The organism is Leifsonella bigeumensis (assembly GCF_039537265.1).
Taxonomy (GTDB): domain Bacteria; phylum Actinomycetota; class Actinomycetes; order Actinomycetales; family Microbacteriaceae; genus Terrimesophilobacter; species Terrimesophilobacter bigeumensis.
The window spans coordinates 614,083-628,761 of record NZ_BAABAE010000003.1; the positions used below are offsets into that span (position 1 = coordinate 614,083).

Sequence of the window (14,679 nt, forward strand, 5' to 3'; positions counted from 1 at the left end):
TGGTAATAAGAGAGCATGAGCAACGACACTCCCGTGATCAAGCGCGGCGACGAGTACATCGTGATCTATTCCGGCGGACCGAACGACGGCCAGACCGGGAAGCGGATCAGCACGGATGGCACGTGGGACGACGAGATCACGGTGCTCACGGCGGTCGACGGCAAAGAGACCATGATCGACTACAACATGGCGAGCTGGCGGGAACTCGGCGGCCAGTACCACGTCACCTACACGTACGACAAGGCCGACAGCGAGCCGGTGGAGGACCCGGAGGATCGCGGCGGGCAGTAGGCCGTCGAACCAGGCCTCACAACTCCGGTGCCCCGAGCAGGACTCGAACCTGCAACCTACGGATTAGAAGGCCGTTGCTCTATCCATTGAGCTATCGGGGCGCCAGTCGAGGATACTACGGCGCTCTTCATGGGAGAGTGAGTCATGGGCACATGGACCGACACCGCATTCACCCGGATGCTGGGCATCGAACTACCGATCGTGCTCGGTCCGATGGGCGGGGCGTCCTCGACTGGGCTCGTGGCAATCGTGAGCCGGGCCGGCGGGCTCGGATCGTATGGGGCTTACGGACTTTCGGGCGAGCGCATCCTCGACGTCGCCAGGGACATCCGCGAACGCACCGACCGGCCGTTCGCGCTCAACATCTGGATCCCGCACGACGGCGGTGACGACTACCGGCCCGACGAGGAGGAGTTCGCGCGCCACCTCGCACCACTTACGGGCTGGTTCGAGGAGCTCGGCGTGCCGCTCCCGGTGCGACCCGAGCGCCTCATGCCGAGCCACGAGGAGCAGGTCGAGGCTGTGCTGGAGGCCAGGCCCGCCGCGCTCAGTTTCGTGTTCGGTGCGCCAGCCCCCGGCATCCTCGATCGCGCCCGCAGTCTTGGCATCACGACGATGGGCACGGCGTCGACCGTTGCCGAGGCCGTCTTCCTCGAGCAGTCCGGCGTCGACGTCATCGTCGCCTCAGGGCTCGAGGCGGGCGGGCACCGCGTCTCGTTCCTCCGGCCCGCCGAGGAGTCGCTCATCGGCAACCTCGCGCTCATCCCTCAGGTCGCGGATGCCGTCGGCGCGCCGGTCGTGGCGGCCGGAGGCATCGCCGACGGTCGAGGAGTGGCCGCGGCGCTGACCCTGGGGGCGGATGCCGCACAGCTCGGGACCGCGTTCCTCGCCACCGACGAGTCCGCAGCCAGCGCGCCTCACCGGGCGAAGCTGTGGAGCACCGAGGCGGAGACCACCGCGTTGACCCGCGCCTTCAGCGGGAGACTGGCGCGCGGCATTCCCAACAGCCTGAGTCGAGCGGCGGATGCCGGCGAACTGCCCATTGCACCGTTCCCGCTTCAGGGCTGGTTGCTCGGCAAGCTCAAAGCCGCGGCGGTGGAGCAGGGTCGCACCGACCTGATCTCCCTGTGGGCAGGCCAGTCCGCGAGGTTGCTGCGCCACCATGACGCGACGGACCTCATCCGTGCACTGGCCGACGACGCCGGGAAACGCCTACCCTAGGAATCTCCATCCGTCGTCGGGCGGGTTGCCGGGGGAGCAGCGGCCGGCGCGGGGGCATCGGGCTCCTGCATTGTGGCCGCCTGCTGCGCCTCCCACGCCCTCTGCTGGGCGGCGAGATCCTGGTCGCCCAGGGACTCCTCGTAGGCCCAGGAGTCGAGGTCGTTCTTGAACAGCTTCTTCGCCCGCCCGGGATGCTCCTGCCAGTCGATGAGCCGGTCCTTGAACTCCTTGAGCGACTGCGCGGCCTGGAAGCTGAACGATACCGCCTCCTTCTTGAGCTCGGTGAGCTGATGGGTCGCCCAGTCAGCGGCAAGGTTCGAACCGGCCAGTGGGAGGAGTCGCAGCCGTACGTCGCATTCGAGCGCGATGTGATCGGCCTGCTGCTGCTCGGGCGCGGAGAGCGAATTCCAGTTGGCTGCGCGGCGGGCCGCCCCGATCATCGCCGTCACGGCGGATGCCCGCTCGTCCCGGTCGTGCATGCTCACGATGCGCTTGGTCGATCCTCGTCCGATGAGTGCGGCGACGATGCCAGCGACGAGAATCGCGACCCCGGGAACGATCGCCGTCGAGACGACGTGCGATCCGGCGTCCGAATAGAACCATTCGATGAAGTCATTCCACCACTGCATAGCGGCAGGTTACCCCGGGTGCCTCGGGAGCGCCCTGATTCCTCCGCGCGTCCCGGGAACGCTCAGGCTATTCTCCGGCAGGCGGTTCCCAGCGGCGTCATCCGAACCGCAGGCAGTCCACGGCGTCGTCGAAGCTCCAGAACTCGCCGATCGGGAGGAAGCGCTTCTGCAGAGCGATGAGCCTCTTCGAGCGGTAGCGCCGCCCGCGCGGCTCGAGGAAGCTCTCGACGTAGCCGAGAACCTCGCCGTCGACGCGGGTCACGCGCCACAACTCGTCGTGCAACTGCACGAGGCTGATACCGCGCCTGGTCGGAACGGGATCGATGGGAAGCCGGTCGAGTACTGTCGATCCGGCGAAGTCGAACGTGGTCACGTTGCGCTCCTCATGGGTACGAACTTCTGGTGTTCAGCCGGCCGAACTGTTGGGGACGACTCCACGCTAAGGGGGGCCACCGACATCCGGATGCCTCGCCCGCACGACCGGAAGGACGGGTCAGACGAGCGAGTCGGTCGACTCCGCGGTGATGGCGAGGTCGGCATCCACGACCTTGTCGAGGCGTGCCGTCTGGGCGAGGATGATGCCGGCCAGTACGACCACGACCCCCACGATCTGCACCGGATCCAACCCCTCGCCGAGCCACAACCAGGCGACGACGAACGCGAAGATGACCTCGGCGGAGGCCACGACACCTGCGGCCGTCGCCGTGAGGTGCTTGAGGGCGAGCAGCGAGAGGAAGAACGGCAGGAACGACCCCATGATCACGTTCCAGAGCAGGGGGATGAGGAGCGGGAGCTCGAGTTGCGCGAGGGTACCGCTCATCGACACCGGGGTGGTGAAGATCGCGGGGTCGATGGTCCACCAGCCGCTGAAGATCCCCCAGAAGATCGCGCTCGCGGTCATGGTCCAGAAGGCGACCGCCATGGGGGAGGTCTTTCCCACCTCGCGTTCTCCGAGCAGGAAGTAGAGCGCGAGAGATCCGGCCGCGCCGAAGGCCATGAGTACGCCGAAGGGGACGAGTTCACTCGCCCAGATCTGCGCGACGACCGCGAGACCGGCGAGCACGAAGCCGATCGCCACCCACAGTCGCGCACGCACCCTCTCGTGGAGGAAGAAGAAGGCGACGAGCGCGACCATGAGCACGGCGGTGTACTCGATGAGGAGGGTGATCCCGACCGGCAGGATGCTGATCGCCACGGCGTAGTTGAACTGCAGCAGGGCGACGCCGACGACACCGAGGATGGAGAGCAGCCCCAGCTGCCGCCAGGTGACCCGGAACGCCCCGCGGTTGAGGAACAGCAGTACGACGGCCGCGATGAGCGCGGTTCCGGAGACCCGGAACAGGGTCAACTGGGCAGGGTCGAGCCCAGCACCGATGATGACCTTGGTGACGCTTCCATTCATGCCGAAGAGCAGCGCTGCGCACAGCGCGTAGACGTATCCCACGGGCTATCGAAGGCCCGTGCCGTGGACGGCGAGCGGTTCGATCGCGGCGAGCTCGGCATCCGTGAGCGGGGGAGCGGATGCTGCAGCGAGGTTGTCCTCGAGCTGGGCGACACTGCTCGCCCCGATGAGCGCGGAGGTCACCTGCGGCCGTCGAAGCACCCAGCTGAGCGCGAGTTGCGCGAGGCTCTGGCCACGACCGCGCGCGATCTCGTCGAGCGCACGCGCGCGCTCGAGGTAGGTCGCCGAGATGTTCTTCTCGGTCATCCACCTGCCTTCGGCGGCACGTGAGTCGCTCGGGATGCCGTCCAGGTAACGGTTCGTCGCGAGGCCCTGGGCAAGGGGGGAGAACACGATGCAGCCGACCCCGAGCTCGTCGAGCACGTCGAGCAGGCCGTTCTCCGGCGTACGGTCGAAGAGGTTGTACCGCGGCTGGTGGATGAGCAGGGGGACGCCCTCGGCCTTCAGCGCGGCATGTGCAGCCCGCGTCTGGTCGGGGTTGTAGTTCGAGATGCCGGCATACAGCGCCTTGCCCTGCCGCACGGCCGTGGCCAGTGCACCCATCGTCTCCTCGACCGGAGTCTCGGGGTCGGGGCGATGCGAGTAGAAGATGTCGACGTAGTCGAGCCCCATGCGCCCCAGGCTCTGATCGAGCGAAGACAGCAGGTATTTGCGCGAGCCCCATTCGCCGTAGGGGCCGTCCCACATGTCGTAGCCGGCCTTCGTCGAGATCACGAGCTCGTCGCGGTACGGGCGGAAGTCCTGTTCGAGGATCCGCCCGAAATTGGACTCCGCTGCGCCGCCGGGAGGCCCGTAGTTGTTGGCGAGGTCGAAGTGCGTCACGCCGAGGTCGAACGCCCTCCGCAGGATGGCACGCTGGGTGTCGAGAGGACGGTCGGTGCCGAAGTTGTTCCACAGGCCGAGCGAGATCCGGGGGAGCTTGAGTCCGCTTCGCCCGGTGCGCACATAGGGCGCCTGTTGGTAGCGATCGGATGCGGGCACATAGCTCATGGGGTTAGCCTACGACTGGAATGACCGCGCGCTTTCGCCCACGCCATATGGGCCAACGGGCTTCGCGAAACGGATGCTCGCATCGTGGGCGCGGCCCTTCGAGAAGTGGAAGGAAATCATGATGGACACGTCAACGCAGACTGTCGAATCGCAGACCTGGGTCGCCTTCGGGCCGGCCGGCGCTCTCGGCTCGGTGCATCGCATCGACGGCGGTTTCACCTTCAGACTGCTCACCGACGACGGCTATCGAGCCACGTATCCGAGCCTCGAGGTCGCCAAGAGTGCGCTCTTCGCCGCCCTCGAGCCGGGGTCGGACTGGCCCGAGTTCCGAGAGCACTGAGTTCGGCGGACACTGAGTTCGGCGGGGTCTACTCCTCCACCGAGGGACGGCGGAGGAGTTCTCCCCGGATCGGGTCGTCCGCGCCCTGCGGAGGCAGCGCATCCGGCACACTGGCCCGCATGACAGACACCATGACACTCACCGGACTCGTGGCCACGCCGCCGCGACACATCATCACCGCCGAGGGGCTCGCCGTGACGAGCTTCCGACTCGCCTCCAACCAGCGCCGCTTCGATCGCAAGAAGAACGCCTGGGTGGATGCGGGTACCAACTGGTACGGCATCTCCACCTACCGCCAGCTCGCCACCAACATCGTCGGCTCCGTGCAGAAGGGCGATCGTGTCATCGTGACCGGCCGGCTGCGCATCCGCGATTGGGAGAACGGCGAGAGGCGCGGAACCAACATCGAGATCGACGCGGATGCTCTGGGGCACGACCTCTCCTGGGGCACGGCTGCCTTCACCCGCAGCGTGCAGTCGGTCGCGGTGGAGTCGTTCCCCGAGTCCGCAGGCGAGGCCACGTCGGAAGAGACGGAATCCGAGACCGAATCGATCCCGGTGAGCGAGGAGATACCGGTACCGTTCTAGACGTTGGGGACAATTCTCCGACTTAGACTCGACTGTGGTCGCGCGAGGCGGCTGAGTGACGGAGAGGGTAACGGATGCGCGAGGCTCAGAGCTGGAGGACTGCCGTCGTGATCCTCCTGGTCGCCACCGTGCTCGTCGGATGTGCCCCGGACCGCGACATGACGGTCCCGATGCCTCTCCCGACCACGACCCCGAGCGACACCGCACCACCCACCGTCGAGCCGGACCCCGATCCGACCATGCTCCCGGGTGGGACCGCGCTCGCCAATCGCAAGTACTTCGATTTCGTGAACAACCGCCTTCTTGCCGTCAACAGCAACCCGGCCGGCCGGGCGATCATCGACAACCTGGTGGCCGCCGGGTTCGACAAGTCGGCGATGCAGGTCACGCCCGACACGACGAGCCAGTTGCGCCTGCCTGCCGATTCGATCGAGTTCTCGGTGCGTCTGCACGACGACTGTCTCATCGGGCAGTTCATCGGCGGGAAGTACTTCAGCACCATCGGCCCGATGCTCACCAACGGCAGCTGCCTCATCGGCGATACCCGGCCCATCGACTGGTAGCGCCGAGCGGCCCCGCTGTCGACGGTCGCGGAATTCATGCCGTTGCGGGTTTCGTAGACTAGTCCGCATGGCCGAATTCATTTACTCGATGGTGCGCGCCCGCAAAGCGGTCGGAGACAAGCTCATCCTCGATGACGTCACGATGTCGTTCTACCCGGGGGCGAAGATCGGGATGGTCGGCCCGAACGGGGCCGGAAAGTCGACGATCCTCAAGATCATGGCCGGGCTCGACACCCCGAGCAACGGCGAGGCGAGGCTCAGCCCCGGGTACACGGTGGGCATCCTCATGCAGGAGCCGGTGCTCGACGAGGACAAGACCGTCCTCGAGAACGTGCAGGAAGGCGTCGGCGAGATCAAGGCCAAGGTCGACCGGTTCAACGAGATCTCGGCGGCGATGGCCGAACCGGATGCCGACTTCGACACCCTGCTCGCCGAGATGGGCGTGTTGCAGGAGGCCATCGACGCCGCGGACGCCTGGGATCTCGATTCCCAGCTCGAACAGGCGATGGATGCCTTGCGCACGCCGCCCGGCGACGAGAAGGTGTCCCACCTCTCCGGTGGTGAGAAACGCCGTGTCGCGCTCACGAAGCTCCTGCTCCAGAAGCCCGACCTGCTGCTGCTCGACGAGCCCACCAACCACCTGGATGCCGAAAGCGTGCAGTGGCTCGAACAGCACCTCGCCAAGTACCCGGGCGCCGTCATCGCGGTCACCCACGACCGGTACTTCCTCGACCACGTCGCCGAGTGGATCGCCGAGGTCGACCGCGGCCACCTCTACCCCTACGAGGGCAACTACTCGACCTACCTCGAGAAGAAGCAGGAGCGCCTGCAGGTCCAGGGCAAGAAGGACCAGAAGCTCGCGAAGCGGCTCGCGAGCGAGCTCGACTGGGTGCGCAGCAACGCGAAGGGCCGCCAGACCAAGTCGAAGGCCCGTCTCGCCCGCTATGAGGAGATGGTGACGGAGGCGGAGAAGACGAGGAAGCTCGACTTCGAGGAGATCGTCATCCCGGTCGGTCCGCGCCTCGGCGCCCAGGTGCTCGACGCGAAGAAGCTCGTCAAGGGTTTCGACGGGCGCATCCTCGTCGACGGTCTGAGCTTCACCCTCCCGCGCAACGGCATCGTCGGGATCATCGGCCCCAACGGCGTCGGCAAGACGACCCTGTTCAAGACGATTGTCGGCCTCGAGCCGCTCGATGGCGGCGAGCTCAAGGTCGGCGACACCGTGCAGATCTCCTACGTCGACCAGAGTCGGGGCGGAATCGACCCGAACAAGACGCTGTGGGAGGTCGTCTCCGAAGGGCACGACTTCATCACGGTCGGCAAGACCGAGATCCCCTCTCGCGCCTACGTGAGCCAGTTCGGCTTCAAGGGGCCGGACCAGCAGAAGAAGGCGGGGGTGCTCTCGGGTGGTGAGCGCAACCGGCTCAACCTGGCCCTCACCCTCAAGCAGGGCGGCAACCTCCTGCTCCTCGACGAGCCCACCAACGACCTGGATGTCGAAACCCTGGGCAGTCTCGAGAACGCCCTGCTGGAGTTCCCCGGCTGCGCCGTGGTCATCACCCACGACCGGTGGTTCCTCGACCGGACCGCGACCCACATCCTCGCCTGGGAGGGCACGGAGGAGAACCCCTCCTACTGGCACTGGTTCGAGGGCAACTTCGAGGCGTACGAGGAGAACAAGATCGAGCGTCTCGGTCCGGATGCCACGAAACCGCACCGCAGCACCTACCGCAAGCTCACCAGGGACTGAGCCGGTGCGCATCCACATTCCGATCCCGCTGCGCTGGGGCGACCTCGATGCGTACAACCACGTCAACAACGTCCAGATGATGCGCATCCTCGAGGAGGCCCGCGTTCGGGCGTTCTGGGCGCCCGAGGTGGGCGAGCCGGCCCCGACGGCCGTGCTCAGGGCGACCGCCGGATCCGACACGGTGACGATGATCGCGGGCCACCTCGTGGAGTATGTCGCCCCGGTCGAGTACCACCGCGATGCGCTCGATGTGCAGTTGTGGATCAGCGCCGTCGGCGGGGCGAGCGCCGACATCGCCTACGAAGTGTTTTCGGGGGGCACCCTCGTCGTGCGCGCCGAGAGCACCATGGTGTTCATCGACGCGGCGACGCAGCGTCCTCGCCGGATCGCGGATGACGAGCGCGTGGCGTGGGAGCCGTACGTCGGCGAGCCGGTCGTCTTCAAGCGCGACGCCAAGCTCAGGGCACGGGGTCAGTAACCCCGGTCTTCCGTCGGCGGGGCCTCGGTGATCTTGGTGCCGGAGGCGTCGACGACCCACCAGGTGCCGTCGTAGCCCTGCCCGGTTGTGTCGCCGGGAGCGCCATCGCCCACGTAGGTGTAGAGCGGATGCCCGTTGATCGTCACCTGCTTCACACCGCCGGCAGCGTCGATCGTGCCGACCGTTCCCGTGACACCCTCGACCTCCGGGGTCGTGGAGTCCGTCGTGATCGCCGGCCACAGTCTCGCGCAGGATCCGCTGCAGGAGCTCTCCCCGGAGTCCGCGACGTCCTCATCGAAGACGTAGGCGGTCATCCCGGCGCCGTCCACGATGATCTCCCCGAGCGAGGTCGAGGCGGTGTGGAGCGGGCCGTCCGCCGCCGGTGCGCCACCGGGAGGCTCCTGCGCGGGAGCGCATCCGGCCAGGATGAGCGTGGCGACGCCTGCGACGGCGAGCCAGCCGGCCCGTCGTGGAGATCTCTGGGTTGTCGTAATCATGGTCCTGCCTTCCTCCGGGGTCGCGGCGCGTCTCGCCCGGCCTACAGGAGACACGAGACGGACGCCCGCTCGGTTCATCGGGCGGGTGGCGGGTCGTTTCAGAGGAAGGATCCGGTCCACACGGCCGCGGCTCCGGACTCGCCGATGAGAACGACGAGCACGACGGAGCCGACTGATGTGACGATGGCGGCGGCATCGAGCGCCACGACGACAGCGAGCCGAAGCGCGTGGGGCAGCGCCGGGTCGAGGCGATACCAGAGCCAGATCGCCGCAGCGACCACGAACACGGCGATGACCCACGGCAGCAGCAGCGGGCCGAGCGTGGTGTGGCGCTCGAGGAGCGGCGTCGCGCCGACGCGCTCCTGCAACCATTCGCCCGCAGCCGTCGTGAACGGGACAGCGACGAGGCCAACGAGAGCAACGATCGGGGTGACGATGCCGAGCCGTCTGCGCGCCACGGGCCAGAACGCCGAGAGCAGAAGGCATAGTGCCGCGAGCGGTACGACGATCACGACCAGATGCACGAGCAGCACGTGCACCGGGAGACCGTTGATGACGTAGTCGATCACGCGATGACCACCGCTCCGCCGGCGATCGTGACGGCGATCGGGTTGAGCGGCCGCACGGCGGGGCCTGCCAGGACTGCCCCGGTGGCGGCCTCGAATCGTGAGCCGTGGCAGGAGCAGTCGAACTCGTCCATGATTGCGGCCACCAGGCATCCCTGGTGAGTGCAGATGGCGCTGAACGCGACCACGTCCCCCTCGGCGGGCTGAGCGAGCAGAATGTCCTGCCCGCTGACGGTGACGGAAGCGGTGCCGCCCACCGGGATCTCGGTGACCTGCACGAGCTCGGTGCCCGGAGGCAGTGGGGACGCCACGGGTATGTGATCCGGGGGAACCTGGCTGCGGGTCCCGTCGGTCCCGTTGGTCCCGTCCGTGTCCGGTCGGAGTGGTGCGGGAGCGCACGCGGCGAGCACGAGAGCGCTCGACCCGAGTACGGCGGCGCCGCCGGTCGTGATGAGCGAGCGTCTGGTCAGTTCGGTCATGTCGTTCCCCTCGCGCGTCCGGCCTGTCAGTCGGTCCGTCTCAGTTTCCACGATGCGGCGAGGCGAAAAGTTCACCCGCGTGAACCGATCGGGGTGTGGCAACGTTAATAGGGCTGAGGGAGGCATCCGGATGCCGATGGAGCCAGCGGGCAGTCGCCGGGCCTTGGCGACCCAGGACGAACTCGTTCGCGCCCTGCACGACGAGCACGCCTCGGCGCTCTGGCGCTACGTCGTCTCGATCTGCGGCGACCGACAACTTGCGGAGGACATCGTGCAGGAGACCCTGTTGCGGGCCTGGCGTCGCCCCAGGGTGCTCGACCAGACCGCGGGCTCCGCGCGAGCCTGGCTGTTCACGGTCGCTCGCAATCTCGTCACGGACCACTACCGCAGTGCTCGCTCCCGCCACGAGATCGGAACGGACAGCCCGCCTGAGCGCCTCGCCGACGACGGGGTCGACGCGATGCTCGACCGCTGGCTCGTGGCGGATGCGCTCGCCGCGATCTCGCCGGAGCACCGCGTCGTCGTCGTTCACGCCTACTATCTCGGCCAGTCGGTCGCGGTGATCGCCGAAGTGCTCGACGTGCCGGAGGGAACCGTCAAGTCCCGCCTGCACTACGGATTGCGCGCCCTCCGACTTGCTTTGCAGGAGCGGGGGGTGACCGGATGACCGACACCTACCGCGACTGGGATGCCGCCTACTTGCTCGGCTCGCTCTCGCCTGCCGAACGGCGTGAGTTCGAGGACCACCTGGCCGACTGCCCGCGCTGCTCGGCCGCCGTCGCCGAACTGGCCGGGCTGCCTGGACTGCTGTCGATGGTGCCCGTCGACGAGGTCGATCCGGTCGAGGAGGTGCCTAAGGAGTTGCTTCCGCGCCTGGTCACCGCAGCCAGGCGACGCCGTACGCGCGTCCGCGCCCTCACGGGTGGTCTTGTGGTCGCGGCAGCGGCGGCGGCCGTTGCGGTGACCCTCGTCCTGCCCCAGATCGTGCCGGCCGATCCGGGGGAGCACAGTGCGGAGCTGACGCTCAGCCAGGTCGTGGCGAGTCCACTGAGCGCCGACGTACGCCTCATCGTTCACGATTGGGGGACGAGCATCGAGATGACCTGCCGGTATGCGGGTGATTACGGAGGTACCGGCGGCCCAGGTGGTTCCGGCGCCGACTATGCGATGTACGTGACCGACTCCGCGGGCGAGGCCACGCAGCTCGCGACCTGGACGGCGATGCCGGGGAGCACGGTCGAGCCGTCGGGCACGACGAGTCTCACGCTCGACGAGATCCGCTCGGTGGAGGTGCGCTCGGTCGAGAGCGGCGCCATCCTGCTCGCCGGCAGCCCCTGAGGCGGGATGCACCGAGGCGGGATGCACCGAGTTGGGAGGCACCGAGTTGGGAGGCACCGAGGCGGGATGTCCCGTGCTCGCTGACCGGACTCCCTCGCCCGATCTTCAGGACTCCGGAACCCGGACCATGCCCTCCTGGGCGACGGTTGCGAGCAGCGCACCCTCGCGGTTGAAGATGCGGCCGGTGGCGAGGCCGCGTCCACCGATCGCGGTCGGCGACTCCTGCAGGTAGAGCATCCACTCGTCGGCGCGGCCGAACCGGTGCCACCACATCGCATGGTCGAGGCTCGCGACCTTGAGGCCGGGCGTGCCCCAGGTGACCCCGTGGCGGCGGAGCACCGACTCGAGGATCGAATAGTCGCTCGCGTAGGCGAGGGCGGCGCGGTGAAGGCCGGGGTCATCCGGGAGTTTTCCGATCGCCTTCATCCAGACGGCCTGGTGCGCGACGCGGTCCTTCGCCTTCGTGAGGTAGACCGGGTCCTCGACATGACGCATCTCGAACGCGCGACCGGTGGCCCAGTACTGCGCGACGGGGTGGTCGATGGCTCTGAGGAGTTCCTCGTCGCTGGCGAGCGACTCGGGTCCGGGCACATCCTCGGGGAAGGAGACCTGGTGGTCGAGGCCCGGATCCTCATCCTGGAACGAGGCGATCATCGACAGGATGGGCAGGCCGTTCTGGTACGCCTGCGTGCGCCGGGTCGAGAAGGAACGACCGTCGTGGATGCGGTCGACGGCGAAGGTGATCGGGAGATCGACATCCCCCGGGCGAAGGAAATAGCCGTGCAACGAGTGGATCGACCGGTCCTCGGCGACGGTACGCGTCGCGGCGACGACCGACTGTGCGAGCACCTGGCCGCCGAAGACGCGACCGAGCGGCATCCACTGGCTCGGACCGGAGAAGATGTCCTCGTTCGTGCGCGCCCCGGTGTCGGTCAGGTCGAGCGAGGCGAGCAGACCGGCGATGGGGTCGTTCATTCATTCTCCCGAGTTGGGGATGCGGGTTCCGCAGACCCCGCCGTTGTAGGTAGTTTAGAGGGCAGATGAGCCGAACATTCTCCCTGGTTGACTCCCTCGCCCTCAGCGACCTGCAGACCTTTCTCGGTCGCGCCGGAAGGGTCGAGGACGGTTCCGTGCGCCTCATCGCCGACTCCGGGCTGCTCGCCGCCTACGTCGCGATCTTCTACCCGGTCGGACTCCATGACGACACGCCCACCGTGCTCGGACTTCGCACCTTCGCCCTCGCGGATGGCGGACCATTCGACGCGGTCGTGCCGGTGCGCTCCCTCCTCGAGCGCCTCGCAAGGCTCAGGATCGACGTCGAAGACCCCGCCGCGCCTGTCACTGTGAGCCTGCCGATCGAGGTCAACACGGTCGTCTGGGCGGCGATCTCGCCGCCGCGCGGCGGATGGCGCGGCCTCGAGCCGGTTCCCGCCGGTGAACTCCTCACCGTCGCGGATGCCGGGATCGCCGAGATCCGCGACACCGTCCCCGCGGGCACGGGCGAGCAGCTCGTGCATCGTGCGCGGGCGGAGGTCTGGGGGAGGCCCATCGACGGGTTCGAGCACATCCCGGCCGGTGCGGCATTCGCGACTCACACGCTCGGGTTCCTCGCCCCGCCGGAACCGGTGCGGGTCTACGAGACCGGGCCGTGGACGCGGCTGAGCTCCGAGCGCGGGCACGTGCTCGTCCGTCGCAGGGCCTGGACCCTCCAGGCGTAGGGTGACGAACGTGCTTCGTCATGTGGCCGCTGTCGTCTCCACCTGCCTCCTGCTCGCCGGCGTCGCTCTCCTGGTCGTTACCGCGGGGGCAACACGGCTCTCGAGCGGTGAGGCGGATGCCCCGAGCGTGCTCTCGGCGACGGTCCCGGTCCAGGACATCGGCCTCACAGTGAGTCATACGCTGGTCACCGCCGCTGTCACGCTCATCCTGCTGCTCGTCGTCGGCTACGCGAGCCTGCTGCTCGGCAACGCGATCGGGGATGGCGGGAACGGCAACCGCATCTTCGGTCGTGCGATCGCCTCGTGGGAGAAGGCGACTGCGCGGCTGCGTCGGCCGAGGACTCCGGGATGGGTGCCGATCGCCGCCGGAATGACGGTGGCGACGATCATCGCCGGGTTCGTCGACCCCGGCTTCGGATTCAACCTCGGCTCGCTGCGGATGCTCGTGTCGGTCGCCCTGGCCTTCGTCATCCAGAACCTGGTCGGCTGGTGGCTCGTTCGGCGAGCGTTGAGGATCACCGAGCCTGATCTGAAGCCCGGCATCCGGTTCAAGTTCGGCTCGCTGCCCATCCTGCTGGTCGCCGTCATCCTGTCGCGGGTCGTTGGCTTCGAACCGGGCATGGTGTTCGGGCTCATCGTCGGACTCTCCTTCGGGGCGACACTCGCGAAGACGAGGCAGGCCCGCGTGGTGCTCGTCGGAGCCGGCTACGCCTTCGGGCTCGCGATGGTCGGCTGGCTCGGCTACAGCATCGTCGTCTCCACGGCGGGCGGCGCCCCCGGCTTCTGGGAGGTCTTCGCGAGCGAGACACTGAGCGGTCTCGCCGTGAGCGGCATCGCCGCGCTCCCGATCGCATTGCTGCCGATGGCCTTCGTCGAGGGCGGAGCAGTGTTCGCGTGGAAGAAGTCGGCCTGGGCGCTGTGCTACGCCATCGGCCTGTTCTCGTTCTTCGTCATCCTTCTGCCACTGCCGTCCGGCTGGGGCGAGGTCGGGGCCCCACTGGCCACCTGGGTGGGGCTCTACGTCGCCTACGCTGTGCTCGCGATCGGGGTCTGGGCATGGTTCCGCTTCACGGCGCCGCGAGTTGCGGAACCCGCGGCGGCACCCGCATCCGGGGCCGCGTCGACGAGCGCCGGGGGGACCGCCTAGCGCGGGAAGGTCGACACCGCGGCGAAGACGGCGGACATCATGGCCACCATGATGTAGATCACGACGCCGAACGAGACGACGAGCGTGGCGATCGTCGCCCACATGGGCGAAATCCCGCGGCCGGTGCGCTTCCTGACGACGACGGACCGGCCGATCGCGTACACGGCGGAGGAGAGGAACACCCAGGCGAAGTGGAACGGGCGCGGAACCCCTCGGCGCTGCAGCTCACGCCAGTCGAGGTAGGCGAACCAGGCGCAGAGGCCGTAGCCGACCCATCCGCCGATCGTGCCGATGAGGTAGCCGGGGCTCACCAGGAAGGCGAGCGAGCTCATGCCGGTCGGGTCGCTCAGGTCGATCAGGCTGCCCCAGTCGATCGTGAACAGGCCGATCATCGGGATGAGGGGCAGGAGAACGACGAGCCAGATCCAGACGGTGTTCCACTCCGTGCCCTCTGGCGCCTTGAGGGCGGCGGCCGTGGCAGTGGTGGAGTACCCGGCAGTGGCAGAGTACGGTGCGGCGGTGGCGGAACGATGCTGGGACCACTCGATGCCATCCCACCAGCGTGACCGGGTCGCATCCTCGGGGTCCGGGTACCAGCCTGCCGGCGTGTTCGTCATGGTGCA

Annotated in this window: 20 protein-coding genes and 1 tRNA gene; 11 read left to right on the forward strand and 10 right to left on the reverse strand. The window is 67.8% G+C overall.

Going from position 1 to position 14,679, the window contains the following annotated elements; genetic code table 11:
* The first annotated feature begins 15 nt into the window (after positions 1-15).
* The gene (locus ABD678_RS08020) at positions 16-291 is read left to right on the forward strand and encodes an oligoribonuclease (RefSeq protein WP_344755494.1); all 276 of its coding nucleotides are present in this window, start codon (positions 16-18) and stop codon (positions 289-291) included.
* A gap of 28 nt (positions 292-319) precedes the next feature.
* Here the strand turns inward: ABD678_RS08020 and ABD678_RS08025 are convergent.
* A tRNA-Arg gene (locus ABD678_RS08025) sits at positions 320-392 on the reverse strand.
* A gap of 43 nt (positions 393-435) precedes the next feature.
* Here ABD678_RS08025 and ABD678_RS08030 point away from each other — a divergent pair.
* Positions 436-1,512 carry an NAD(P)H-dependent flavin oxidoreductase gene (locus tag ABD678_RS08030; protein WP_344755496.1) on the forward strand — a complete coding sequence of 359 codons (1,077 nt, stop codon included), beginning with the start codon at positions 436-438 and terminating at the stop codon, positions 1,510-1,512.
* Here the strand turns inward: ABD678_RS08030 and ABD678_RS08035 are convergent.
* From ABD678_RS08035 to ABD678_RS08050, 4 genes are all read right to left on the reverse strand, one after another.
* Positions 1,509-2,141 (reverse strand): hypothetical protein, encoded by a 633-nt coding sequence (locus ABD678_RS08035; RefSeq protein WP_344755498.1) that lies wholly within the window; start codon positions 2,139-2,141, stop codon positions 1,509-1,511. The two genes, ABD678_RS08030 and ABD678_RS08035, sit on opposite strands and share 4 nt — an antisense overlap.
* Before the next feature lie 97 nt (positions 2,142-2,238).
* Positions 2,239-2,514: a hypothetical protein gene (locus ABD678_RS08040; RefSeq protein WP_344755500.1), complete on the reverse strand. Its 276-nt coding sequence runs from the start codon at positions 2,512-2,514 to the stop codon at positions 2,239-2,241.
* 120 nt (positions 2,515-2,634) lie between these two features.
* A complete protein-coding gene (locus ABD678_RS08045) occupies positions 2,635-3,585 on the reverse strand; it encodes an EamA family transporter (RefSeq protein WP_344755502.1) in 951 nt (316 codons plus the stop codon).
* A gap of 3 nt (positions 3,586-3,588) precedes the next feature.
* On the reverse strand, positions 3,589-4,593 hold the full coding sequence (locus tag ABD678_RS08050) for an aldo/keto reductase (RefSeq protein ID WP_344755504.1): 1,005 nt from the start codon (positions 4,591-4,593) through the stop codon (positions 3,589-3,591).
* 121 nt (positions 4,594-4,714) lie between these two features.
* Here ABD678_RS08050 and ABD678_RS08055 point away from each other — a divergent pair, with 121 nt between their 5' ends.
* From ABD678_RS08055 to ABD678_RS08075, 5 genes are all read left to right on the forward strand, one after another.
* On the forward strand, positions 4,715-4,933 hold the full coding sequence (locus tag ABD678_RS08055; protein WP_344755505.1) for a methyltransferase: 219 nt from the start codon (positions 4,715-4,717) through the stop codon (positions 4,931-4,933).
* Between the two features lie 119 nt (positions 4,934-5,052).
* Positions 5,053-5,520 (forward strand): single-stranded DNA-binding protein, encoded by a 468-nt coding sequence (gene ssb / locus ABD678_RS08060; protein WP_344755507.1) that lies wholly within the window; start codon positions 5,053-5,055, stop codon positions 5,518-5,520.
* A gap of 74 nt (positions 5,521-5,594) precedes the next feature.
* On the forward strand, positions 5,595-6,083 hold the full coding sequence (locus ABD678_RS08065; RefSeq protein ID WP_344755509.1) for a DUF6993 domain-containing protein: 489 nt from the start codon (positions 5,595-5,597) through the stop codon (positions 6,081-6,083).
* Between the two features lie 67 nt (positions 6,084-6,150).
* Positions 6,151-7,833, forward strand: a complete 1,683-nt coding sequence (gene ettA, locus ABD678_RS08070) for an energy-dependent translational throttle protein EttA (protein ID WP_344755511.1) — start codon at positions 6,151-6,153, stop codon at positions 7,831-7,833.
* Between the two features lie 4 nt (positions 7,834-7,837).
* Positions 7,838-8,311: an acyl-CoA thioesterase gene (locus ABD678_RS08075; RefSeq protein ID WP_344755513.1), complete on the forward strand. Its 474-nt coding sequence runs from the start codon at positions 7,838-7,840 to the stop codon at positions 8,309-8,311.
* Here ABD678_RS08075 and ABD678_RS08080 read toward each other — a convergent pair.
* The 3 genes from ABD678_RS08080 to ABD678_RS08090 form a co-directional block, all read right to left on the reverse strand.
* Positions 8,305-8,808: a COG4315 family predicted lipoprotein gene (locus tag ABD678_RS08080; RefSeq protein WP_344755515.1), complete on the reverse strand. Its 504-nt coding sequence runs from the start codon at positions 8,806-8,808 to the stop codon at positions 8,305-8,307. The genes ABD678_RS08075 and ABD678_RS08080 overlap by 7 nt on opposite strands.
* A 98-nt stretch (positions 8,809-8,906) precedes the next feature.
* The gene (locus tag ABD678_RS08085) at positions 8,907-9,377 is read right to left on the reverse strand and encodes a hypothetical protein (RefSeq protein ID WP_344755517.1); all 471 of its coding nucleotides are present in this window, start codon (positions 9,375-9,377) and stop codon (positions 8,907-8,909) included.
* Positions 9,374-9,853, reverse strand: coding sequence for a QcrA and Rieske domain-containing protein (locus tag ABD678_RS08090; protein ID WP_344755519.1), 480 nt, complete (start codon positions 9,851-9,853; stop codon positions 9,374-9,376). The genes ABD678_RS08085 and ABD678_RS08090 overlap by 4 nt, the downstream gene beginning before the upstream one ends.
* Positions 9,854-9,983: 130 nt before the next feature.
* Here ABD678_RS08090 and ABD678_RS08095 point away from each other — a divergent pair, with 130 nt between their 5' ends.
* Positions 9,984-10,520 (forward strand): sigma-70 family RNA polymerase sigma factor, encoded by a 537-nt coding sequence (locus ABD678_RS08095; protein ID WP_344755521.1) that lies wholly within the window; start codon positions 9,984-9,986, stop codon positions 10,518-10,520.
* Entirely contained in the window at positions 10,517-11,191 is a 675-nt protein-coding gene (locus ABD678_RS08100) for an anti-sigma factor family protein (protein ID WP_344755523.1), read from the forward strand. The genes ABD678_RS08095 and ABD678_RS08100 overlap by 4 nt, the downstream gene beginning before the upstream one ends.
* Before the next feature lie 105 nt (positions 11,192-11,296).
* On the opposite strand, the gene ABD678_RS08105 is transcribed toward ABD678_RS08100, so the two are convergent.
* The gene (locus ABD678_RS08105) at positions 11,297-12,166 is read right to left on the reverse strand and encodes an acyl-CoA thioesterase (protein WP_344755525.1); all 870 of its coding nucleotides are present in this window, start codon (positions 12,164-12,166) and stop codon (positions 11,297-11,299) included.
* 65 nt (positions 12,167-12,231) lie between these two features.
* Here ABD678_RS08105 and ABD678_RS08110 point away from each other — a divergent pair, with 65 nt between their 5' ends.
* Positions 12,232-12,909, forward strand: coding sequence for a hypothetical protein (locus ABD678_RS08110; RefSeq protein WP_344755527.1), 678 nt, complete (start codon positions 12,232-12,234; stop codon positions 12,907-12,909).
* Positions 12,910-12,919: 10 nt separating this feature from the next.
* Positions 12,920-14,056 (forward strand): hypothetical protein, encoded by a 1,137-nt coding sequence (locus ABD678_RS08115; RefSeq protein ID WP_344755529.1) that lies wholly within the window; start codon positions 12,920-12,922, stop codon positions 14,054-14,056.
* Here ABD678_RS08115 and ABD678_RS08120 read toward each other — a convergent pair.
* Positions 14,053-14,673: a DUF2510 domain-containing protein gene (locus ABD678_RS08120; RefSeq protein ID WP_344755531.1), complete on the reverse strand. Its 621-nt coding sequence runs from the start codon at positions 14,671-14,673 to the stop codon at positions 14,053-14,055. The two genes, ABD678_RS08115 and ABD678_RS08120, sit on opposite strands and share 4 nt — an antisense overlap.
* Positions 14,674-14,679 lie beyond the last annotated feature (6 nt).

Excerpts from the sequence above, each read along its gene's own strand:
- ABD678_RS08120 (WP_344755531.1), bottom strand. The coding sequence starts at position 14,673 with ATGACGAACACGCCGGCAGGCTGGTACCCGGACCCCGAGGATGCGACC.
- ABD678_RS08035 (WP_344755498.1), bottom strand. The coding sequence starts at position 2,141 with ATGCAGTGGTGGAATGACTTCATCGAATGGTTCTATTCGGACGCCGGA.
- ABD678_RS08065 (WP_344755509.1), top strand. The coding sequence starts at position 5,595 with ATGCGCGAGGCTCAGAGCTGGAGGACTGCCGTCGTGATCCTCCTGGTC.
- ABD678_RS08090 (WP_344755519.1), bottom strand. The coding sequence starts at position 9,853 with ATGACCGAACTGACCAGACGCTCGCTCATCACGACCGGCGGCGCCGCC.
- ettA (WP_344755511.1), top strand. The coding sequence starts at position 6,151 with ATGGCCGAATTCATTTACTCGATGGTGCGCGCCCGCAAAGCGGTCGGA.
- ABD678_RS08055 (WP_344755505.1), top strand. The coding sequence starts at position 4,715 with ATGGACACGTCAACGCAGACTGTCGAATCGCAGACCTGGGTCGCCTTC.
- ABD678_RS08030 (WP_344755496.1), top strand. The coding sequence starts at position 436 with ATGGGCACATGGACCGACACCGCATTCACCCGGATGCTGGGCATCGAA.
- ABD678_RS08105 (WP_344755525.1), bottom strand. The coding sequence starts at position 12,166 with ATGAACGACCCCATCGCCGGTCTGCTCGCCTCGCTCGACCTGACCGAC.
- ABD678_RS08080 (WP_344755515.1), bottom strand. The coding sequence starts at position 8,808 with ATGATTACGACAACCCAGAGATCTCCACGACGGGCCGGCTGGCTCGCC.
- ABD678_RS08050 (WP_344755504.1), bottom strand. The coding sequence starts at position 4,593 with ATGAGCTATGTGCCCGCATCCGATCGCTACCAACAGGCGCCCTATGTG.
- ssb (WP_344755507.1), top strand. The coding sequence starts at position 5,053 with ATGACAGACACCATGACACTCACCGGACTCGTGGCCACGCCGCCGCGA.
- ABD678_RS08095 (WP_344755521.1), top strand. The coding sequence starts at position 9,984 with ATGCCGATGGAGCCAGCGGGCAGTCGCCGGGCCTTGGCGACCCAGGAC.
- ABD678_RS08110 (WP_344755527.1), top strand. The coding sequence starts at position 12,232 with ATGAGCCGAACATTCTCCCTGGTTGACTCCCTCGCCCTCAGCGACCTG.
- ABD678_RS08020 (WP_344755494.1), top strand. The coding sequence starts at position 16 with ATGAGCAACGACACTCCCGTGATCAAGCGCGGCGACGAGTACATCGTG.
- ABD678_RS08100 (WP_344755523.1), top strand. The coding sequence starts at position 10,517 with ATGACCGACACCTACCGCGACTGGGATGCCGCCTACTTGCTCGGCTCG.